The organism is Nocardioides sp. Z30_9 (assembly GCF_058215735.1).
The window spans coordinates 226,351-247,144 of record NZ_JBZAJF010000001.1; the positions used below are offsets into that span (position 1 = coordinate 226,351).

Genomic DNA, 20,794 nt, shown 5'->3' on the forward strand with positions numbered 1-20,794 from the left:
GCGAGAAAGGCACAGCGTGGAATCCCTGCTGCTCCAGCTCTTCGTCGGACTCTCCGTCGGATCGGTCCTGCTCCTCGTCGCCCTCGGCCTGGCTCTCACCTTCGGCCAGATGGGGGTGATCAACATGGCGCACGGCGAGCTGATCATGGCCGGTGCCTACACGGCGTACGTCGTGCAGCAGGTCGTCTCCGACGCCGGCGCCTCGATCCTGCTGTCCATCCCGCTGGGCTTCCTCGTCGGTGGCCTGATCGGCCTGCTGCTCGAGATGACCATCCTCAGGCGGATGTACCACCGGCCGCTGGACACGCTGCTGGTCACCTTCGGGGTCTCGCTGATCCTCCAGCAGCTGGCGCGCGACATCTTCGGCGCTCCCGCCAAGGAGGTGAACGCCCCGTCCTGGCTGTCGGGTTCGGTCTCCTTCGGCACCGTGGACCTGCCGATCGCGCGGCTGTTCATCCTCGGGCTGGCCGTGGTCTGCGTGCTGCTCGTCGCCGCGCTGCTGCTGCTCACTCCCCTGGGCCGGCGGGTGCGGGCCACGGTGCAGAACCGCGACCTCGCCGAGACCCTCGGGGTCTCCACCCGGCGTACCGACCAGGTGACGTTCTTCCTCGGCTCCGGACTCGCCGGGATCGCCGGCGTGGCGCTCACGCTCCTCGGCTCGACCGGACCCAACCTCGGCACGGCGTACATCGTGGACGCGTTCCTCGTCGTCGTGGTCGGCGGCATCGGGCAGATCAAGGGGACCGTGATCGCGGCGTTCTCCCTAGGGGTCCTCCAGGCCACGTTCGAGCACTCCATGACGGCGAACATCGCCAAGGTGCTGGTGCTGCTGCTGATCGTGGCGTTCATCCAGGTCCGTCCGCAGGGTCTGTTCACCGTGCGCACCCGGAGCCTGGCATGACTGCGACCCGGAACCGGTTGCTGCGCTCGGCCCCTTCCTGGGCCCCTTCCTGGGCCCCGCTCGCCGGGTACGCCGCGCTCGCCGTCGCCCTGCTCGTCGTGGCACCCGCGGTCCTCGGTGACTTCCGGCTGACCCTGCTCGCGCGCTTCTGCTGCTACGCCATGGTCGCGGTGGGCATCGGCCTGGCCTGGGGACGCGGCGGGATGCTGACTCTCGGGCAAGGGCTCTTCTTCGGGCTCGGCGCCTACGCGATGGCGATGCACCTCAAGCTCGCCGACGCGACCCAGACCGACGGGGTGCCCGACTTCATGACCCTCTACGGCGACGGGGTGGTGCCGTGGTGGTGGGAGCCGTTCGCCGACCCGCTGTTCACCGTCGCGGCGATCGTGCTGCTCCCCGCGATCGTGGCGACCCTGCTCGGGGTCGCGGTGTTCAAGCGCCGGGTCAAGGGCGCCTACTTCGCGATCCTCTCCCAGGCGCTGGCCGCGGCCTTCGCGATCCTGCTGGTGGGACAGCAGAAGACGATCGGCGGGACCAACGGGCTCAACGGTTTCCAGTCGTTCTTCGGCTACTCCCTCTACGACCCGGCGAACCGGGTGATGCTCTTCTACATCGCGGCCGGGACCCTGCTCGCCGCCGTGGCGCTGGTCGCCCAGCTCTACCGCAGCCGCTACGGCGAGCTGCTCGTCGCCGTCCGCGACGGTGAGGAGCGGGTACGGTTCCTGGGCTACGACCCGGCCAACGTCAAGCTCGTGGCCTACGTGCTCTCGGCGGTCCTCGCCGGCATCGGCGGCGCGCTGTTCGTGCCGATCGCCGGGATCATCTCGCCCGCCGACGTCGGCGTGCTCCCCTCGATCGCGTTCCTGATCGGGGTGGCCCTCGGCGGGCGTACGACGCTGCTCGGCCCGGCCGTGGGGGCGATCGCCGTGGCGTGGGCGCAGTCGAGCCTCTCCGAGACCTTCCCGTCCTTCTGGTCCTATCTGCAAGGAGGACTGTTCGTGCTGGTGATCCTGTTCCTGCCCGGAGGCCTCGCCCAGCTGCCGCGGCTGTTCCGGCGTACCCGACAGGCGGCGAGCGCATGAGCGGGGACTACCTCGAGGTCGTCGGCCTGCGGGTCGAGTTCGACGGCTTCGTCGCTGTCGACGGGGTCGACCTCACCGTGCTCCAGGGCGACCTGCGGTTCCTGATCGGGCCCAACGGCGCCGGGAAGACCACGCTGGTGGACGCGATCACCGGTCTCGTGCCCGCCTCGGGACGGGCGATGTTCGGCAACACCAACCTGCTCGACCGCAAGGTGCACCAGATCGCGCGGCTCGGGGTGTGCCGGACCTTCCAGACCGCCACGGTCTTCGAGGAGCTCACCGTGCTGCAGAACCTCGACATCGCCGCCGGCGCCAGGCGCAAGGTGCACACGATGCTCCGCGCCCGGCGAGGGGTGCCGCCCGAGGTCACCGACGCGCTCGAGACGATCGGGCTGGCCGGCCTCGCCGACCGCCCTGCCGGCGTGCTGGCCCACGGCCAGAAGCAGTGGCTGGAGATCGGGATGCTGCTGGTGCAGGACGCGCGGGTGCTGCTGCTGGACGAGCCAGTGGCCGGGATGAGCGCCGAGGAACGCGCGGAGACCGGCGAGCTGCTCCGCAGGATCGCGCAGCGCCGCACCGTCGTGGTGATCGAGCACGACATGGACTTCGTGCGCACCTACGCCGACTCGGTGACGGTGATGCACGCCGGGAAGGTGCTCACCCAGGGCACCGTCGCCGAGATCCAGGCCGACGACCGCGTCCAGGAGGTCTACCTGGGCAGGACCGTGGAGGCCGCAGTGGAAGAGGCCGAGCAGGAAGCAGGAGCGAGCTGATGCTGGAGCTGCGTGGCGTGACGACGGGATACGGCCGGACCCTGGTGGTCCACGACGTCGACCTGGTCGTGCCCGAGGGCACGGCCGTGGCCGTGATGGGCCACAACGGTGCGGGCAAGACGACCCTGCTGCGAGCCGCGGTGGGGCTGCTGCCCGTGCGCTCGGGGCAGGTGCTGATCGACGGCGAGGACGTGACCCGGCTCAAGCCACACGCGCGGGTACGCCGTGGCCTCGCCTATGTGCCGCAGGGGCAGCAGTGCTTCGCCCAGCTGACCACGCTGGAGAACCTCCAGCTGGTCACCGATGGTCGCCGCGGTGGCGCGGGCACCAGCATCGAGGACACGCTCGAGATGTTCCCGGCGCTGCGCCCGCTGCTCTCGCGCCGTGCCGGGCTGCTCTCCGGCGGCCAGCGCCAGCAGCTGTCCATCGCCCGGGCGCTGCTGACCGATCCCCGGCTGCTGATCCTCGACGAGCCCACCGAGGGCATCCAGCCCAACGTGGTCGCGGAGATCGAGCAGGTGATCCTCGACCTGACCCGGCGCGGCGACCTCTCCGTGCTGCTCGTCGAGCAGCACGTCGGCTTCGCGCTGCGCTCGACCGACCGCTACTACGTGCTCGAGGCCGGGCGGGTCACCTCCAGTGGTGACGGCGGCGCGGACGCCGTGACCGACGTGCGCGCGGCGATGGCGGTCTGAGATGCACCTGACTCCCTCGGACACCGAGAAGCTGCTCCTAGCCGTGGCCGGGATGGTCGCCCGCGACCGGCACGCGCGCGGCGTGAAGCTGAACTACCCCGAGACCGTGGCCCTGCTGAGCACCTGGGTGATCGAACGGGCCCGCGACGGCCTCTCGGTCAGCGACCTGATGGAGCTCGGCCGCGAGGTCCTGAGCCGCGACGAGGTGATGCCCGGAGTGGGCGAGATGCTCACCGACGTGCAGGTCGAGGCCACCTTCCCCGACGGGCGCAAGCTCGTCACCCTGCACCAGCCGATCGCCTGAGGAGGGCACCGATGACCCACCAACAGGCAGGCCCCGGAGCGATCCGCGTCGCCGGGGGGACCGTCGTCCTCAACGCCGACCGCACCCCGGAGGAGCGCCGTACGCTCGTGATCGTGAACACCGGGGACCGCCCGGTGCAGATCGGCTCGCACATCCACCTCGCCGAGGTCAACGAGGCACTGGCCTTCGACCGGTCCTCCGCCGAGGGGTTCCGGCTCGACATCGCCTCGGGCACCTCGCGCCGCTTCGAGCCGGGTGCCTCCCGCGAGGTCGACGTGGTCGCCCTCCGGGGTCGCCGCTCGGTCCCCGGCATCCAGGTCAAGGACGCCACCGATGGCTGAGCTCACCCGGGCGGAGTACGCCGCCCTCTACGGCCCCACCACCGGCGACCAGGTCCGCCTCGCCGACACCGACCTGTGGATCGAGGTGGAGGAGGACCTGACCTTCGGCGGCGAGGAGGCCGTCTTCGGCGGGGGCAAGTCGATCCGCGAGTCGATGGCGCAGTCGACGCTCACGCGGGCCGAGGGCGCCCTGGACACCGTGGTCACCAACGCACTCGTGCTCGACCACTGGGGCATCGTCCGCGCCGACGTGGGCATCCGCGACGGACGCATCGTGGCGCTGGGCCGCTCCGGGAACCCGGACATCGCCGACGGGGTGCATCCCGGCCTGGTCATCGGTCCCTCCACCGACGTGATCTCCGGTGAGGGCAAGATCCTCACCGCCGGCGGGATCGACGTGCACGTGCACCTGCTCTCCCGCTCCCAGCTCGCGGAGGCGCTCGCCACCGGAATCACCACCGTGGGCGGCGGTGGCACCGGTCCCTCCGAGGGGTCCAAGGCCACCACGGTCACTCCCGGGGCCTGGCACCTGCAGACGGTGCACCGTGCCCTGGACCCGCTCCCCCTCAACGTGCTGCTGATGGGCAAGGGCAACACGGTCAGCGCCGCCGGGCTGGCCGAGCAGGCCCTGGCGGGAGCGGCGGCGTACAAGGTGCACGAGGACTGGGGCGCCACCCCTGCCGCCATCGACGCCGCGCTCCGGGCGGCCGGCGAGTTCGGGCTCCAGGTCGCGCTGCACTCCGACAGCCTCAACGAGGCCGGCTACCTCGAGTCGACCCTGCGAGCCATCGACGGCCGGTCGATCCACGCCTTCCACGCCGAGGGCGCGGGCGGTGGCCACGCCCCCGACATCCTGCGCGTGGCCGGGCAGCCCAACGTGATCCCGGGCTCCACCAACCCGACCCTGCCGCACACCGTGAACACCGTCGCCGAGCACCTCGACATGCTGATGGTCTGCCACCACCTCAACCCCCGGGTGGCCGAGGACCTCGCGTTCGCCGAGTCCCGGATCCGCGCCACCACCATCGCCGCCGAAGACGTGCTGCACGACCTCGGGGCGCTGTCGATCACCTCCTCGGACGCGCAGGCGATGGGCCGCATCGGCGAGGTGATCTGCCGGACCTGGCAGGTGGCCCACGTGATGAAGCACCAGCGCGGGGACCTGGGCGGTCCCGCCGACAACGTCCGCGCGAAGCGGTACGTCGCCAAGTACACGATCAACCCGGCGATCGCCCACGGCATCGACCACGAGGTCGGCTCGGTCGAGCCCGGCAAGCTCGCCGACCTGGTCCTCTGGGAGCCGAAGTTCTTCGGGATCCGGCCGAGCGTGGTGATCAAGGGCGGCGCCCTGGTGTGGGGCGCGCTGGGTGACCCCAACGCCTCGATCCCCACCCCGCAGCCGGTGCTGATGCGACCGACCCTGGTCGACCAGGACGGCGCCGACCACGCGGTGACCTTCGTGTCCCCGGCGGCCCTGGAGGACGGACTGGCGGACCGGCTGGGGCTGCGCAGGCGGCTCGCGGCGCTGCGGCCCACCCGCGAGGTCGGCAAGGCGCAGATGGTGAACAACTCCGCCCTGCCTCGGATCGACGTGGATGCCGAGACGTTCGCGATCCACATCGACGGCGAGCTCGTCGTACCTTCCCCCGCGACCGAGCTGCCCCTGGCGCAGCTCTACTCCCTGTTCTGATGGGCCTGTTCTGATGGACCTGTTCTCGATGGACCAGTCTTCGATGCGGCCGGCGTGATGTCCGAGCTGGTCCTGATGCTGCTCGCGGACGCCCGGCTGCCGGTGGCAGGGCACACCCAGTCCGCGAACCTGGAGCCGGCGCTCCGGGCGGGCCCCGACCTGGGACTGGACCCCGCCGAGGTGCCGGCGTACCTCGCCGCCCGGCTGCGCTCGGTGACCCTGGTCGAGGCCGGCACGGCGGTCGTGGCGCTGCACCACCTGCGCTCGGGTGAGCCGCTGGAGCCGGTCGAGGAGGCCTGGGCCGCCCGGACGCCGAGTGCGGCGATGCGGACCACTTCCCAAGCGATGGGCCGGGCGATGCTGAGGCTCGCCACCGCCCTGTGGCCCGACGCGGCGCCGGTGCGCGTCGCCGGAGCGCTGCGCACGCCCTCGCGCGCACTCGTCCTCGGAGCGGTCGCGGCCGCAGCCGGGCTGGCACCTGCGTCCCTGGCCCGCCTCATCGGCTACGACGACGTGCTCACCGTGACCTCGGCCGCCCTCAAGCTCGCGCCGCTGGACCCCGCGGTGACGACCCGCTGGGCCCTGGAGGCGATGCCCGCCATCGAGCAGCTCGCTGCCTCGGTGTCGACCCTGACCCACCCGGAGGCCATCCCGGCCACCGGCTCACCGCAGATCGAGGCGTGGGCCGAGGCCCATGCCCGCACCACACGGAGGTTGTTCAGTGCCTGAGTTCCCCGCTGTCCCGCACCCCACCGCCAGGAGAGCGCTGCGTCTGGGGGTCTGCGGCCCGGTCGGCACCGGCAAGAGCTCGATCATCGCGCTGCTGTGCCGTGAGCTGTCCGCGACCCACGAGCTGGCGGTGATCACCAACGACATCTACACCGACGAGGACGCCCGTTTCCTGCGCTCGGCCGGCGTGCTGGACCCCGAGCACATCCGCGCGGTGGAGACCGGAGCCTGCCCGCACACGGCGATTCGCGACGACATCACCGCCAACCTGATCGCGGTCGAGTCGCTCGAGGAGGACTTCGACCCGCTCGACCTCGTCCTGGTGGAGTCGGGCGGCGACAACCTGACCGCCACCTTCTCCCCCGCGCTGGTCGACGTGCAGATCTTCGTCCTCGACGTCGCGGGCGGTGGCGACGTGGCCCGCAAGGGCGGACCCGGCATCGAGCGTGCGGACCTCCTGGTGGTGAACAAGACCGACCTGGCACCCCACGTCGGCGTCGACTGTCCGCAGATGGTCCTCGACGCGACCGCCGCCCGGGGTGGGCGCCCGGTGGTCGCACTCTCCCGGCACGACCGCGCCTCGGTCGGCGAGCTCACCGAGTGGGTGCGGGGGCGGCTGCGCACGTTCGCGGAGGGTGACCTGGTGCCGGTCGACCCGGGCCCGATGGCCCGGCACTCGCACTCCCACGAGCACGACCATGAGCACGCGCACGCCTGAGCGGGCGGCGGCGCTCCGGCCGACGGCGCGCACGGAGGTGGTGGTCGCCGCGGTCCCCGGCGGCCGGTGCCGGGTGCGGATGTGGACCAGCGCGTCGGACGGCGCCGCCTCGCTGCGCGCGATGCTGCTCTCCTCGGGTCCGGACCACGCCACGGTGGCCCTGGTCCCCGAGGGGGCGATGCTGCTCACAGGAGACCGCATCGAGGTCGGCTGCCGCGTCGGTGCCGGAGTCACGCTCACGGTCGTGGAGCCGGCCGGCACCGTCGCCTACGACATGCGCGGCGGCGAGCCCGCACGCTGGGACGTCGACCTGACGGTGGAGGACGACGCCACCCTGGTCTGGCAGGGCCTGCCGTTCGTGGCGGCAGCGGGGTCCGAGGTCGACCGGCACACCCGGGTGGAGCTGGCCCCGGGCGCGGCCCTGCTCCTGCGTGAGACGCTCGTGCTCGGACGGTCCGGGGAGCCGGCGGGGACGATCCGCTCGCGCACCCGGGTCACCAGCAGGGGCCGTCCCGTGCTGGTGGAGGACCTGGAGCTCGCCTGCGCCACGCAGGTGCCCGGCCTGCTCGGGCAGCACCGCGTGCTCGACTCGATCCTCGAGATCGGCTCCCCCGAGGCGGTGGCCGCCCCCGGTGCGCTGGAGCTCGCGGGCGGCGGCCGGCTCCACCGGGAGCTGGCGCGGGAGACCCACGAGAGCGGGCTGGGTCAGGCCTGGGCGGCCGCGCTCACGTCGTACGGGCCCGGACGTGCATCCGCTCGCCCTCGCGGCTGAAGATCGACAACACCTCGACCGGGCGCGCGTCGGCGCCGCCGAACCAATGCGGGACCCGGGTGTCGAACTCGGCCGCCTCGCCGGGCTCCAGGACCAGGTCGTGCTCGCCGAGGCGCATCCGCAGCCGGCCGTTGAGCACGTAGAGCCAGTCGTAGCCCTCGTGGGTCTGCAGGTTCGGCGTACGCCGGTCTGACCCGGCCGGGATGGTGATCTTGTATGCCTGCAGGCCCCCGGCCCGCCGGGTGAGCGGGACCATCGTCATCCCGTGCATCCGGATCGGCTCGGTGCGGACCCTGGGGTCGTCGGTCGCCGGCGCCCCCACGAGCTCGTCCAGCGGGACCTGGTAGGTCCTGGCCAGCGGGAGCAGCAGCTCCAGCGTCGGCTTGCGCTGCCCCGACTCCAGCCGGGAGAGCGTGCTGACCGAGATGCCGGTGGAGCCGGAGAGCTCGGCCAGGGTGAGCTCGTGCTCCTGGCGCAGCACCCGCAGGCGCCCTCCCACAGCATCGAGCACGCCGTCGGTGACCTCGTCCATGCCGACCAGTTTGCCACTGTGGCAACGAAGGTTGTCAAGCCGGCCGCACGCGGCGCAGGGTGGGCGTCAGGGAAGTCCGAGGTGAGGAGCAGGACATGGACATCGACCACGAGGTCATCGTCATCGGCGGCGGAGCAGCCGGCCTGAGCGCGGCGGTCGCGCTCGGCCGCTCCCGCAGGCGCGTGCTGGTGATCGACGCCGGCGAGCCGCGCAACGCACCGGCCGAGGGCGTCCACAACTTCCTCTCCCGGGAGGGGACCGCACCTGGGGAGCTGCTCGCGATGGGCCGCAGCGAGGTGGAGGCCTACGGCGGGCAGATCCGCGCGGGCCGGGTCGTCCGCGCGGAGAGGACCGATGACGGCTTCAGGGTGGGCCAGGAGGACGGCGCCGTGGTCACCGCGCGGCGACTCGTCCTGGCGACCGGTCTCGTCGACGAGCTCCCCGACGTTCCGGGGCTGCGCGAGCGTTGGGGACGCGATGTCCTGCACTGTCCCTACTGCCACGGCTACGAGGTGCGCGACCAGCGGCTGGTGGTCCTCGGGACCGTCCCAGGGTCGGTGCACCAGGCGCTGCTGTTCAGCCAGCTCACCGACGCCCTGACCTTGCTGGCACACGGGTTCGAGCCCGACGAGGAGGCACGCCGGATGCTGGCCGCCGCCGGGGTCGCGGTGGTCGAGGGGCGGGCCCGCGCGGTCGAGGTCGAGGACGACGCTGTCCGCGGCCTGCGCCTGGAGGACGGACGACTGCTCCCCGCGGAGGCGATCACCGTGGCGTCGTACCTGCGGCCGAGCGGCGACCTCCTCAGCGGGCTGGGGGTGGAGCTGGCCGCGCACTCCTCGGGCCTGGGCGAGCACGTGGTCGTCGACGAGATGCGGCGTACCTCCGTGCCCGGGGTGTACGCCGCCGGCAACCTGACCGACCTCGGCGCCCAGGTGATGGCGTCGGCTGCCAGCGGGACGGTCACCGGCGCGATGGTGAACCTGGACCTGGTGATGGCGGGGATCGGGGCCTGAGCCGGACTCAGCGGCGTGGTCCTGGGTTCTTCTGCGGGGTTGTGGACGCTCTGGGCCCGGCAGGGGGCTTGATGAGCGTCCATAACCCCGATTTACATAGGGCTCGGGGCCAGGGCCCCCGCTACTCGCTGACGCTGGAGTAGGCGACGACCCCGCGGCGCAGGCGGGCCGAGGTCTCGCGGGCGACCTTGCGCAGCTCGGCGCTGGTGGTCGCCCCCGCGACCTGGTCGGTGAGGTCGAGGAGCTGCTTGACCCAGCGGACGAAGTCACCCGCGGCGAGGTCGGTGGCCTCGAGGATGTCGTCGAGCTCGTCGCCCTCGGCCCAGCGGTGCGCCGCCCAGGCGAAGCCGAGGTCGGGCTCGTGCAGCTGGTCGAGGTGGTGCTCCCGCTCGAGCACCTCGAGGTCGCCCCAGATCGAGACCATCTCGGCCAGGATCCCCTTCACCGCTCCCCCGGGCAGCCGCGGGGCCACGGCGTCGTCGGGCCGGCGGGACTCGTAGACGAGCGTGGAGAGCACCGCGGCCAGACCCGAGGGGTCGAGCCCGTCCCAGAGGCCGGCCCGCAGCGACTCCGCGGTGAGCAGGTCCATCTCGTTGTAGATCCGCATCAGTGTGCGGCCGCGCTCGGTCACCGTCGACTGCCGGCCCTCACCCTCGAGGTAGCCCAGCGTGGTGAGCACGTCGCAGACCCGGTCGAACTGCCGCGCGATGGTGTTGGTGCGTTGCTCGATCCGGCGCTTGAGCGTCTTCGCGTCGCGGTCGAGCTTGAAGTAACGCTCCGACCAGCGCGCGTGGTCCTCGCGGTCCGGGCAGCCGTGGCACGGGTGGGCTCGCAGCTCGCGGCGCAGGTCCTCGATCCGGCGGTCCTCGACCGGATTGTGGGCGGACGGGCCGTGGCCGCCGCGCTTCCACGGTGGCGGCTGGGTCAGCCCGTGCGTCCGGTCCCGCAGGGCCGAGGCGAGGTCGCGACGCGACTGCGGGTTGCGACCGTTGAAGTTCTTGGGGATCTTCACCCGGGTGATCGCGGCGACCGGGGTCGGGAAGTCGATCAGGCTCAGCCGCCGGGCGTGCCGGTCGGCGGTCAGCACGTAGGGGCGGGGGCCCTCCCGGTCCGCCCGGGCCCCGGGGTCGAGGACCACCGCCATCCCGGAGAAGCGGCCGGACGGCACCTCGATCACGTCGCCGGGGCGCAGGGCCTCCAGGGAGTCGACCACTTCCTGGCGCTGGTCGAACCGGCGGGACTTGGCCAGCTTCTTCTCGGTCTCCGAGAGCCGGTGCCGCAGGGCGGCGTACTCCATGAAGTCGCCGAGGTGGCACGCGGCCGCGTCGGCGTACCCCACCAGCGCGTCCTCGCTCTTGCGCAGCTGCCGCGCCAGCCCGACCACGGCCTTGTCGGCCTGGAACTGGGCGAACGAGGACTCCAGCAGCTCACGCGCTCGCTCGCGGCCGAACTGGTGCACCAGGTTGACCGCCATGTTGTACGACGGCCGGAAGCTCGACTTGAGCGGGTAGGTGCGCGTCGAGGCGAGGCCCGCGACCGCCTTGGGGTCGAAGCCCTGCTGCCACAGCACGACGCCGTGGCCCTCGACGTCGATGCCGCGGCGCCCGGCTCGGCCGGTGAGCTGGGTGTACTCCCCCGGCGTGATGTCGGCGTGCGTCTCGCCGTTCCACTTCGAGAGCTTCTCGATGACCACCGAGCGCGCGGGCATGTTGATGCCGAGCGCGAGCGTCTCGGTGGCGAAGACCACCCGGCACAGGCCGCGCAGGAACAGCTCCTCGACGCACTCCTTGAACGTGGGCAGCATCCCGGCGTGGTGCGAGGCGATGCCGCGGGAGAGCCCGTCGAGGAACTCGTGGTAGCCGAGCACCTGCAGGTCCTCGTCGGGGAGGTTCGAGCAGCGCTCCTGGACGAACGCGACGATCTCGTCTCGCTCCTCCGGTGAGGTCAGCCTCAGGTTGGCGTTCAGGCACTGCTGCACCGCCGCGTCGCAGCCGACCCGGCTGAAGATGAACACGATCGCCGGCAGCAGCCCGGCCCGGTCGAGCTGGGCGACCACGTCGCTGCGGCTCGGGGTCCAGGCGGCGCGGGGGTTGCCGGGCCCGCGGGCACCCCCCTTGGCCTTGCCGCCGCGGGGCGTGCGGCGATCCTTCATCCGGCCGCGCGCCCAGTCGTCGCGGGCCACGCGGACGAGCTCGGGGTTGACCTGGGGCTCGCGCTGCCTGGCCTCGAGCTCGGCGGGGTCGGTGCCGGTCTCGTCGGCGAACAGGTCATACATCCGGCGGCCCACGATCACGTGCTGGTAGAGCGGCACGGGGCGGCGCTCCTCGACGATCGTGGTCGTCTCCCCGCGGACGGTGCCCAGCCACTCCCCGAACTCCTCGGCGTTGCTGACCGTGGCCGAGAGCGAGGCCAGCGCCACCGACTCGGGGAGGTGGATGATGACCTCCTCCCACACGGCGCCACGCATCCGGTCGGCGAGGTAGTGCACCTCGTCCATCACCACGAACCCGAGCGAGTCCAGGGTCCGCGACCCGGCGTACAGCATGTTGCGGAGCACCTCGGTGGTCATCACGACCACGGGCGCCTCGCCGTTGATGCTGTTGTCGCCGGTGAGCAGGCCGACGTTCTCGGCGCCGTACCGCCTGGCGAGGTCGTTGTACTTCTGGTTCGACAGCGCCTTGATCGGCGTGGTGTAGAAGGCCTTGCGGCCGCTCTCCAGCGCGAGGTGCACGGCGAACTCGCCGACGATCGTCTTGCCGGACCCGGTCGGGGCGGCGACCAGCACCGAGCGGCCCTCCTCGAGCTCGCGGCAGGCGCGCACCTGGAAGTCGTCGAGGCCGAAGTCGAGCCGGGAGGCGAAGTCCGCCAGCCGGGGGTGCTCACGGTTGCGGCGGTAGCGGGCGTACTGCTCCGAGGGGGAGGTGCCGGTGCTCATGGGACCAGCACCCTCAGCGCGAGCGGGGCGACCTCGACGGTCAGGGGCAGGGCGGCGATCCGCTCGCCGTCGGCGTACGCCGTGATGCCGGGAGCGGCGATGGTGATCTTCCTGCCCTGGTGGTGCCGGTAGTCGCGGTGGTGCACGTGGGTGCCCTTGAACAGCTTCGGGTAGGTGCGGATCAGCGCCGGCTTGCTCATCGGCCGGATCACCACCACGTCGAGGAGCCCGTCGTCGAGGAGGGCGCCTTCGGTGATCCGCAGGCCGCCGCCGAACGAGGGGCCGTTGCCGACCGCGACCATCATCGCGTCGAAGCGGTGCTGCACCCCGTCGATGTCCAGGGTGTAGGGCAGCGGCTTGAAGGTGCGCAGCTCGGCGAGGGTGGCCACGTTGTAGCGCATCTGCCCCCGGGGCCAGGACATGTTGTTGGCGCGCTCGTTCACGACTGCGTCGAAACCGGCCGCGAGCACGGTCAGGAAGTACTTCGAGCCGATCCGGGCGAGGTCGACGCGCCGCTCCCTGCCGCCGATCACCACGTCGGTGGCGGCAGCGACGTCTCCGCGCGGGAGGTCGAAGTAGCGCGCGGTGTCGTTGCCGGTGCCGGCGGGGATCAGCCCCAGTCGGGTCTCGCTGCCGGCCAGTGCCTGGAGCGCGAGGTGCACCATCCCGTCGCCCCCGACGACCACCAGGGTGCTCACCCCGTCCTGGACGCACTGGCGGGCCAGGTCCAAGGACTCGTCGGCGTCACGGCCCACCAGGTTGCGCACCGTGTAGCCGGCGTCCCGCAGGCGGGGCAGGGCCTCCTCGACGATGCGCGGCCCCTTGCCCCGACCTGCCTGGGGGTTGGTGAGCAACGCGATCTGGGTGGACACGGTGAAACCCTATCTGCCGTGGTGGGGCCGTCCCGGACGGTCGGTGGTCACAGGGGCGAGGCGGTGTCGTCGTCCCACTGCGAGACAGCCTGCTTGCGGGCGCGCCTGCGGTCGGCGACGCGGGCGATGATCTCGCTGATGAAGATCAGCGCGAGCATCGGCAGGGCCAGCATCAGCATCGAGAACGGGTCGGTGGAGGGGGTCGCGACCGCGGCGAAGATGAACGTGCCCACCACGATCCAGGGGCGGTACTGGCCCAGCGACTTGCCCGAGATGACGCCGGCGAAGTTCAGCAGCACGATGAACAGCGGGATCTCGAAGGCGACGCCGAAGACCAGGAGCATCCGGGTGATGAACGTGAAGAAGTCGCCGAACTCGGTGAGCTGGGTCAGCTCGAGGGGCGTGAACCCGATCAGGGCCGCGATGCCCTTGGGCAGCACGTAGTAGCCCACGGCGACACCGGCGATGAACAGCGGGCCGGCCACAACGGCGAACAGCCGGGTCCACCGACGCTCGTTCGCGTGCAGGCCGGGGACGATGAAGGCCCAGATCTCGTAGAGCCACAACGGTGAGGTGCCCACGATCCCGGCCACGCCGCACAGCTTGAGCTGGAGGAGCAGCGGGCTGCCGATGCCGGTGATCACCGCCTGGGTCTGGACCTCCTGGTCGAGAGCCTTCGAGGCATCGAGGTAGGGCTGGTAGATCAGGTCGAAGAGCTGCTGCCAGAAGAAGAGCGCGATGATCGTGCCCACGACCAGGTAGAGCGAGCACCGCATGATCCGGGCTCGGAGCTCACGGAAGTGGTCCCCGAGGGACATCCGGCCGCCCTCGCCGACGGGATCCCGTGGGCGACCACGGAAGAGCTCGACGACACCGCCGAGTGACACTGCTGCGCTGCTCCGTCGTCAGATGCTGCCCGGGCCGGCGGGGCCCTCGGGCCGTACGTCGCGCTCGGTGTCCGCGGCGGCACGGTTCTGGGCGTTGATCTGCCGCTGCTCGGGGGTCAGGTCGTCGTCGTCGTCATCGATCAGGCCCTTGGTCTCGGCCTTGAAGATCCGCAAGGCGCGACCGCTGCCGCGAGCCAGCTCGGGCAGCTTCTTGGCCCCGAAGAGGAGCACGAGCACCCCGAAGATGATCAGGAGCTCGGTGGTACCGAGGCCCGCGAACAGAGGAGTGACCAGTGCTGATGTCATGCACTCATCCTACGCCGCCATCATCTGCTTGTGCGGACGCTTGGCCGGAGTGGGCGCTGCCGTCCTCCGCGTAGAGGCCCAGTGTCGCGCGTGCGGTGCGGACCACCTCGTCGCGCAGCGTCGTGGGGGCCACGACAGTGACGGCCGGTGCCAGGCGCATCGCCAGGCGCACCAGCCACCGTGGGTCGCTGACCCGGAGACTGACCTCGAGCCGGCCCTCGCCGAGCTCCTCGACGCTGTCGACCGGGTAGTAGTCGGCCATCCACCGGGCGGGGCGCTCGAGGTGGACCACGGCCACGATGTCGTCGGGGCCGGGCTCGAAGAGCCCCTCGGAGAGGTCGCGCCGCTCCAGGGAGTGCTCCTGGCGAGGTGCGTCGACCAGGTCCACCGCGTGCATCCGGTCCAGCCGGAACAGCCGCCGTGCCGAGGTGAGGTGGCACCAGGCGTCGAGGTAGTCGTGACCGTCGCTGCTCAGCAGCTCCAGGGGGTCCACGGTGCGCTGGGTGGTCTCGTCGCGGGTGGGGACGTAGTAGTCCAGCCGGGCCTGCCGGTCGGTCGCGATCGCCTCGGCCAGCAGCTTCGCGTGCTGGTCGGCGAGGTCGGAGCGGGGCAGGTGCACCTCGACGCGTGGGGTGGCCGTGCCGGTGGCGGCGGCGTCCTCGAGCTTGACCAGGCACCGTTCGATGACCTCGTGCGAGGCCTCGGGGCTGCCCTCCCGGAGGGCGCGCAGCGCCACGATCAGCGCGGAGGCCTCCGAGCTGCCCAGCCGGACGGGACGGGCGAGGAACTCCGCGTTCTCGATGTGTACGACGCCTTCGGGATCGTCCTCGATCGCCTCGAAGTCGACCTCGATCATCTTGTCCGGGGTCAGGCCGGGCAGCCCGCACATCCAGAGCACCTTCAGGTCCTTCATGATCTGCTCCGGACCGACCGAGAAGTCCGCCGCGACCTCGGTGAGGGACACGCCGCTGCGGCTCTGCAGGTAGGGAACCAGCGCGAGCAGCCGCGAGACCTGCTCCCGGGCGCCGCCGCTCACAGCGACGCCCCCGCCGGGCTCGCCGGGGCGCACAGGTCCTCGAGCCGGTTGCGGACCGAGGTGCGCAGCTCGGCCGGGGACTCCACCACGACCGTGTCGGCGTACCCCAGCAGCTCGCCGGCGAAGTCCGTCTCCGACACGTAGGGCACCTCGAGCCGGTCCCAGCCGGGCGTGCCGTCGGGTCCGATCAGGTCGCGCGCGGCGACCTCGGCCCGGCGTCGCAGGTCGATGGCCGAGCCCGCCCTGACCAGCACTGTGGCGGTGCGGTCCGGCTGGCGCGGGGCCAGCGACTGCGACAGCGTCCGCAGGTCGGTGCCCTCTGGCACGGTGAACGACCCCGCGGGGCCGGTCGGCTCGACCTCCGAGACGATCCGGCTCAGGCGGAACATCCGCGGCTCCCCCCGGTCGGTGTCGAGCCCGGCGACGTACCACCGGCCCTGGGCGGTGACCACGCCCCAGGGCTCGACGTGGCGGGTGGAGGCATCTCGCTGGCCCGCCCGCTTGTAGTCGAACCGGACCGGGGTCCGGTGCACGGTCGCCTGCCACATCGACTCGAACGCGGGCTCCTCGGCCACCAGGGTCGGCTGGACCTGCTCCAGCTGCTCGCGGTCGAAGCTCAGGCCGGCGGCCTTCAGCTTCACCAGGGCGTCCGAGGTCGCGGCCGCGAGGCCGGCGTGACGCCACACCCGGGCCGCCAGGCCGAGGACCGCCACCTCGTCGGCGGTGAAGTCGATCGCGGGGAGCTCGAAGGCGTCCCGCTTGATCCGGTAGCCCTGCTCGTCCTCGAAGAACTTGTCCACGAACCCGGTCTCGAGCGGGATGCCCAGCGCACGCAGGTCGTCCTTGTCGCGCTCGAACATGCGGTCGAACGCCTCGTCGCTGCTCTCGCGGTAGGGCTCCATCAGGGCACGGATCTGCTCCTTGGTGGTGTAGTTGCGCGCCACCAGCAGCAGGATGACGAGGTTGAGCAGTCGTTCGGACTTCGCAGCGGACACGTGTCTCCTATTTCGGATCGCTCAGCCCACGCCGAGCAGGTCGACGATGAAGGCCAGGGTCGAGTTGGCGGGGATGCCGGGCTGGGGCGTCTCACCGTAGGCGAGGGACGGCGGGGTCAGGATGAGCAGCCTGGCGCCCTCTCGGCGGCCCGCCAGGGCCCGGTCCCAGGCGGGGATCATGCCGGTCGCGGTGCCGAGCGAGACGAACGTCGGCTCGGTGCTGAACGTCTCCTGCGCGGGTTCCTCGGCCCCCCACACCTGCAGGAGGTAGTCCACGGCGACCCGGTCCGGGGTCTCCACGACGTCGCCGGTGCCTTCGCGCAGGGGGATCACCACCAGGGACCGCGGCGCGCGGACACCGGTGAAGTCGAAGCCGGTGGGCGTGCCGTCCTTCTCCACGAGCCGGGGCGCGGCTGTCGAGGAGGCGTTGCTCGCCACGTCCGGCCCGGTGGGGCCGTCGAGCACGGAGGTGGGGTCGGTGGAGAGGATGTCCGCGACCATCACCACGGGGTCGCCCCCCTTCATCCCGAACTGGGGGGCGCCGCTCGAGCCGTAGGCGTCGTCGGAGGTGGAGACGACCACCACCCTGGTGTCGGCCGACTTGCCGACCAGCGCCCGTGCCAGCGCGGGGAACACCTGGTCGCCGAGCTTGATGTCGAGGGGCCGCTGTCCCGCGTCGAGGGTGGAGATCGTCCGCTCCCCGGTGCGACCGTTGGCCAGGGTGAGCTGAAGGATCACGGTGGAGTCCTCCCCCACCTTGTCGCCGTCACCGGGCACCGTGACCCACGCCGTGGTCTCGTCGAGGTCGAGCGGGGCCTGGATGTCGATGCTGGGGAGCCGGTTGAAGCTGCCGCCCACCTTGACCTGGTCACGCAGGCTGGCCACCTGGTCCTGGTTGGCTGAACCGCAGGCCGAGGCCGCCAGCACCGCCGTCATGGTGAGCGCGGCAGCGGCGATGCGCTGCCGTTGCGTCACATTCCCTCGATCAGACGCTCGACGCGCTCGTCGTGGGACCTGAACGGGTCCTTGCACAGCACGGTGCGCTGGGCCTGGTCGTTGAGCTTGAGGTGGACCCAGTCGACGGTGAAGTCGCGGCGCCGCTCCTGGGCCCGCTTGATGAAGTCGCCGCGCAGCCGGGCCCGGGTGGTCTGCGGGGGCACGGACTTGGCCCGGTAGATCGCGAGGTCGGTGGTGACCCGCTTGACTGCCCCACGCTTCTCGAGCAGGTAGTAGAGCCCGCGCTCGCGGTGGATGTCGTGGTAGGCGAGGTCGAGCTGGGCGACCCGGGGGTGGCCGAGCGGGAGCCCGTGCTTGGCCCGGTACCGGTCGATCAGCTTCCACTTGATCACCCAGTCGATCTCCCGCTCGACCAGGGACAGGTCGCCGGAGTCGACTGCCTTGAGGCCGCGCTCCCACAGGTCGAGCGCCTGCTCGATGATCGGGGTGCTCAGCTCGCGCCGGTCCACGAAGTCGCGCGCGCGGGAGAGGTACTCCCCCTGGATGTCGAGGACGCTGGCCTCGCGGCCGTTCGCGAGGCGCACCTTGCGGCGCCCGGTCATGTCGTGGGAGATCTCGCGGATCGCCCGGATGGGGTTCTCCATGGTGAGGTCGCGCATCACCACGCCCTCCTCGATCATCCGCAGCACGAGGTCGCAGCTGGCCACCTTGAGCATGGTGGTCGTCTCGCTCATGTTGGAGTCGCCCACGATCACGTGCAGGCGGCGGAACCGCTCGGCGTCGGCGTGCGGCTCGTCGCGGGTGTTGATGATCGGTCGCGAGCGGGTGGTCGCGCTGGAGACGCCCTCCCAGATGTGCTCGGAGCGCTGGCTGACCGAGTACGACGCCCCTCGCGGGGTCTGGGTGACCTTCCCGGCCCCGACGATGATCTGGCGGGTGACCAGGAACGGGATCAGCACGTCGGCGAGCTTGCTGAACTCCCCGTGCCGGCTGACCAGGTAGTTCTCGTGGCAGCCGTAGGAGTTGCCGGCGCTGTCGGTGTTGTTCTTGAACAGGTAGACGTCACCGGAGATGCCCTCGTCGCGCAGACGACGCTCGGCGTCGACCAGCAGGCCCTCCAGGACCCGCTCCCCGGCCTTGTCGTGGGTGACGAGGTCGACGATGTCGTCGCACTCGGGGGTGGCGTACTCGGGGTGGCTGCCGACATCGAGGTACAGCCGCGCCCCGTTCGCCAGGAACACGTTGCTGCTGCGACCCCAGCTGACGACCTTGCGGAACAGGTAGCGGGCCACCTCGTCAGGTGAGAGGCGTCGCTGCCCCTTGAACGTGCATGTGACGCCGTACTCGTTCTCGATTCCGAAGATTCGCCGGTCCACGTGTCCAGACTAGGTGGCCACTGGGGATAACGGGTCAGGGCGCGACAGGTGAATCGTCCTCCGGACGTTCGGTGTCTCCCCCAGCGTCCCCCCCAGCGTCGCCCGCAGCCTCTCTCGCGGTGTCCCCCAGGACACCCCGGAGCACGACCTCGTCGAGGCGCTTGAACTTGCGCTCCTGGGTGCGGGTGCGGTCCAGGACGGCTACCTCGAGGTCGCCCGCCGCGATGTCGCGGTGGCCGTTCTCGCTGTGACCCAGTGCCGCCGCGGTGAGCTTGAGGGCGTCGTCCCTGGACAGCCCCAGCGTGTACCGCTCCTGGAGGTACGCCGTCACGGAGTCCGCCGCGCCACCCATCACCGCGAAGTCGCGCTCCTCGACGACCTGGCCGTCGAAGGTGAGCCGGAAGATCTGGTCGTCCCCGGGCGTGTCCCCGACCTCGGCGACGAAGATCTCGATCTCGTAGGGCTTCTCGGCCCCGCTGGAGAAGATCGTGCCCAGGGTCTGCGCGTAGGCGTTGGCCAGCCCCCGCCCGGAGACGTCGCGCCGGTCGTAGGAGTACCCCCGCATGTCGGCGAGGCGGACCCCGGCGATGCGCAGGTTCTCGAACTCGTTGTAGCGACCCACGGCCGCGAACGCGATCCGGTCGTAGATCTCGCTCACCTTGTGCAGGGCCGCGGAGGGGTTCTCGGAGACGAACAGGACCCCGTCGGCGTAGCGGACGACCGCGACCGAGCGCCCGCGGCCGATCCCCTTGCGGGCGAAGTCGGCCCGGTCCTTCATCAGCTGCTCGGGCGAGACGTAGAACGGCATACTCATGGGTTCGGTCTCTTTCAGATCAGGGGGGCCGCGGGACCGTCGGGACGCTGCATCCGGCCCCCGAGCACCTCGTCGGCGATCGCGGCGACCTCGTCCTGGCTGAGCCGGAGGTGTCCGTCGGCGGTGATCACGCTCACGACCGGGAAGATCCGCCGGGTGATGTCGGGACCGCCGGTGGCCGAGTCGTCGTCGGCAGCGTCGTAGAGCGCCTGGACGACCGCGGTGACGCACTGGGTCTGGTCGAAGTCGTCGCGGTAGAGCTTCTTCAGCGCGCCACGGGCGAACACCGAGCCGGAGCCGACCGAGTGGAAGGCCGTCTCCTCGTAGCGCCCGCCGGTGACGTCGTAGGAGAAGATCCGCCCGTGCCGGGTGACGAGGTCGTAGCCCGCGAACAGCGGCACCACCGCCAGTCCCTGCATCGCCAGCCCCAGGTTGCCCCGGATCAGCGCCGAGAGCCGGTTGGCCTTGCCGTCGATCGAGAGCGTGGCGCCCTCGATCTTCTCGTAGTGCTCGAGCTCGACCTGGAACAGGCGCACCATCTCGACCGCGAGACCGGCGGTGCCGGCGATCCCGACCGCGGAGTACTCGTCGGCGGGGAAGACCTTCTCGATGTCGCGCTGGGCGATGATGTTGCCCATCGTGGCCCGGCGGTCCCCAGCCATCACCACGCCGTCGCGGAACGTCGCCGCCACGATCGTGGTGGCGTGCGGCGCCAGCGAGGTGGCGTCCCCGGGCGGCAGCGGCCTGCGGGAGGGCAGCAGCTCGGGTGAGACCTGGGAGAGGAACTCCGCGAAGGAGGACGTCCCGGGAGTCAGGTAGGCGGCGGAGAGCCGGGCGTCACTCATGGAGGCTCACTGCCCGCCCTTCTGGATGAACGACTTCACGAAGTCCTCGGCGTTGGTCTCGAGGACGTCGTCGATGTCCTCGAGGATCGCGTCGATGTCCTCGTCGAGCTGTTCCTTGCGCTCGGTGACGGAGTCGGCGGGGGCAGCCGTCTCGCTGACCTCCTCCTCCTGCTGGGACTTGCGCGGTTGCTTGTGCTCCTGAGCCATCGCGGACCTCCTAG

The 20,794-nt window shown here is 71.3% G+C and carries 23 protein-coding genes; 11 read left to right on the top strand and 12 right to left on the bottom strand.

Annotation, left to right across the window (positions count from 1 at the left end; translation table 11 throughout):
• The first annotated feature begins 16 nt into the window (after window positions 1–16).
• Genes urtB through AC4BGB_RS01180 form a run of 10 tightly spaced genes read left to right on the top strand, consistent with a single transcriptional unit; the run spans window position 17 to window position 8,005 of the window.
• Entirely contained in the window at window positions 17–901 is an 885-nt protein-coding gene (gene urtB / locus AC4BGB_RS01135) for an urea ABC transporter permease subunit UrtB (protein ID WP_490544126.1), read from the top strand.
• Entirely contained in the window at window positions 898–1,983 is a 1,086-nt protein-coding gene (gene urtC / locus AC4BGB_RS01140) for an urea ABC transporter permease subunit UrtC (RefSeq protein WP_490544127.1), read from the top strand. Before urtB ends, urtC begins: the two co-directional genes overlap by 4 nt.
• Window positions 1,980–2,756 (top strand): urea ABC transporter ATP-binding protein UrtD, encoded by a 777-nt coding sequence (gene urtD, locus AC4BGB_RS01145; RefSeq protein ID WP_490544128.1) that lies wholly within the window; start codon window positions 1,980–1,982, stop codon window positions 2,754–2,756. Before urtC ends, urtD begins: the two co-directional genes overlap by 4 nt.
• The gene (urtE, locus tag AC4BGB_RS01150) at window positions 2,756–3,451 is read left to right on the top strand and encodes an urea ABC transporter ATP-binding subunit UrtE (protein WP_490544129.1); all 696 of its coding nucleotides are present in this window, start codon (window positions 2,756–2,758) and stop codon (window positions 3,449–3,451) included. The genes urtD and urtE overlap by 1 nt, the downstream gene beginning before the upstream one ends.
• A 1-nt stretch (window position 3,452) precedes the next feature.
• Window positions 3,453–3,755, top strand: coding sequence for an urease subunit gamma (locus AC4BGB_RS01155; protein ID WP_490544130.1), 303 nt, complete (start codon window positions 3,453–3,455; stop codon window positions 3,753–3,755).
• An 11-nt stretch (window positions 3,756–3,766) separates the two neighbouring features.
• Window positions 3,767–4,096 carry an urease subunit beta gene (ureB, locus tag AC4BGB_RS01160; protein WP_490544131.1) on the top strand — a complete coding sequence of 110 codons (330 nt, stop codon included), beginning with the start codon at window positions 3,767–3,769 and terminating at the stop codon, window positions 4,094–4,096.
• A complete protein-coding gene (locus tag AC4BGB_RS01165) occupies window positions 4,089–5,786 on the top strand; it encodes an urease subunit alpha (RefSeq protein ID WP_490544132.1) in 1,698 nt (565 codons plus the stop codon). The genes ureB and AC4BGB_RS01165 overlap by 8 nt, the downstream gene beginning before the upstream one ends.
• 57 nt (window positions 5,787–5,843) lie before the next feature.
• On the top strand, window positions 5,844–6,515 hold the full coding sequence (locus AC4BGB_RS01170) for an urease accessory protein UreF (protein ID WP_490544133.1): 672 nt from the start codon (window positions 5,844–5,846) through the stop codon (window positions 6,513–6,515).
• Window positions 6,508–7,233, top strand: a complete 726-nt coding sequence (gene ureG / locus AC4BGB_RS01175) for an urease accessory protein UreG (RefSeq protein ID WP_490544134.1) — start codon at window positions 6,508–6,510, stop codon at window positions 7,231–7,233. The genes AC4BGB_RS01170 and ureG overlap by 8 nt, the downstream gene beginning before the upstream one ends.
• Window positions 7,214–8,005 (top strand): urease accessory protein UreD, encoded by a 792-nt coding sequence (locus AC4BGB_RS01180; RefSeq protein ID WP_490544135.1) that lies wholly within the window; start codon window positions 7,214–7,216, stop codon window positions 8,003–8,005. The genes ureG and AC4BGB_RS01180 overlap by 20 nt, the downstream gene beginning before the upstream one ends.
• On the opposite strand, the gene AC4BGB_RS01185 is transcribed toward AC4BGB_RS01180, so the two are convergent.
• A complete protein-coding gene (locus AC4BGB_RS01185; RefSeq protein WP_490544136.1) occupies window positions 7,959–8,537 on the bottom strand; it encodes a helix-turn-helix domain-containing protein in 579 nt (192 codons plus the stop codon). The two genes, AC4BGB_RS01180 and AC4BGB_RS01185, sit on opposite strands and share 47 nt — an antisense overlap.
• Before the next feature lie 95 nt (window positions 8,538–8,632).
• Between AC4BGB_RS01185 and AC4BGB_RS01190 the strand changes: the two genes are divergently transcribed.
• Window positions 8,633–9,550, top strand: coding sequence for an NAD(P)/FAD-dependent oxidoreductase (locus tag AC4BGB_RS01190; RefSeq protein WP_490544137.1), 918 nt, complete (start codon window positions 8,633–8,635; stop codon window positions 9,548–9,550).
• 121 nt (window positions 9,551–9,671) lie between these two features.
• Here the strand turns inward: AC4BGB_RS01190 and AC4BGB_RS01195 are convergent, their stop codons facing one another.
• The 11 genes from AC4BGB_RS01195 to AC4BGB_RS01245 are packed head-to-tail and all read right to left on the bottom strand — an operon-like array spanning window position 9,672 to window position 20,780.
• Entirely contained in the window at window positions 9,672–12,485 is a 2,814-nt protein-coding gene (locus tag AC4BGB_RS01195; RefSeq protein WP_490544138.1) for a DEAD/DEAH box helicase, read from the bottom strand.
• A complete protein-coding gene (locus AC4BGB_RS01200; RefSeq protein WP_490544139.1) occupies window positions 12,482–13,357 on the bottom strand; it encodes a diacylglycerol kinase in 876 nt (291 codons plus the stop codon). The genes AC4BGB_RS01195 and AC4BGB_RS01200 overlap by 4 nt, the downstream gene beginning before the upstream one ends.
• Window positions 13,358–13,404: 47 nt before the next feature.
• Window positions 13,405–14,244: a twin-arginine translocase subunit TatC gene (tatC, locus tag AC4BGB_RS01205; RefSeq protein WP_490544140.1), complete on the bottom strand. Its 840-nt coding sequence runs from the start codon at window positions 14,242–14,244 to the stop codon at window positions 13,405–13,407.
• An 18-nt stretch (window positions 14,245–14,262) separates the two neighbouring features.
• Window positions 14,263–14,550, bottom strand: coding sequence for a twin-arginine translocase TatA/TatE family subunit (gene tatA, locus AC4BGB_RS01210; RefSeq protein WP_490544141.1), 288 nt, complete (start codon window positions 14,548–14,550; stop codon window positions 14,263–14,265).
• 4 nt (window positions 14,551–14,554) lie between these two features.
• Window positions 14,555–15,586: a helix-turn-helix transcriptional regulator gene (locus AC4BGB_RS01215; protein WP_490544142.1), complete on the bottom strand. Its 1,032-nt coding sequence runs from the start codon at window positions 15,584–15,586 to the stop codon at window positions 14,555–14,557.
• Window positions 15,583–16,581 (bottom strand): helix-turn-helix transcriptional regulator, encoded by a 999-nt coding sequence (locus tag AC4BGB_RS01220; RefSeq protein ID WP_490544143.1) that lies wholly within the window; start codon window positions 16,579–16,581, stop codon window positions 15,583–15,585. Before AC4BGB_RS01220 ends, AC4BGB_RS01215 begins: the two co-directional genes overlap by 4 nt.
• Window positions 16,582–16,602: 21 nt before the next feature.
• Complete coding sequence (locus AC4BGB_RS01225; protein WP_490544144.1) at window positions 16,603–17,556, bottom strand: FKBP-type peptidyl-prolyl cis-trans isomerase; 954 nt, start codon at window positions 17,554–17,556, stop codon at window positions 16,603–16,605.
• On the bottom strand, window positions 17,553–18,914 hold the full coding sequence (gene pafA / locus AC4BGB_RS01230) for a Pup--protein ligase (RefSeq protein WP_490544145.1): 1,362 nt from the start codon (window positions 18,912–18,914) through the stop codon (window positions 17,553–17,555). The genes AC4BGB_RS01225 and pafA overlap by 4 nt, the downstream gene beginning before the upstream one ends.
• Window positions 18,915–18,948: 34 nt before the next feature.
• Complete coding sequence (gene prcA, locus AC4BGB_RS01235) at window positions 18,949–19,728, bottom strand: proteasome subunit alpha (RefSeq protein WP_490544146.1); 780 nt, start codon at window positions 19,726–19,728, stop codon at window positions 18,949–18,951.
• Window positions 19,729–19,742: 14 nt separating this feature from the next.
• A complete protein-coding gene (gene prcB / locus AC4BGB_RS01240) occupies window positions 19,743–20,573 on the bottom strand; it encodes a proteasome subunit beta (protein ID WP_490544147.1) in 831 nt (276 codons plus the stop codon).
• A gap of 6 nt (window positions 20,574–20,579) precedes the next feature.
• Entirely contained in the window at window positions 20,580–20,780 is a 201-nt protein-coding gene (locus AC4BGB_RS01245) for a ubiquitin-like protein Pup (protein ID WP_490544148.1), read from the bottom strand.
• Between the last annotated feature and the right edge of the window lie 14 nt (window positions 20,781–20,794).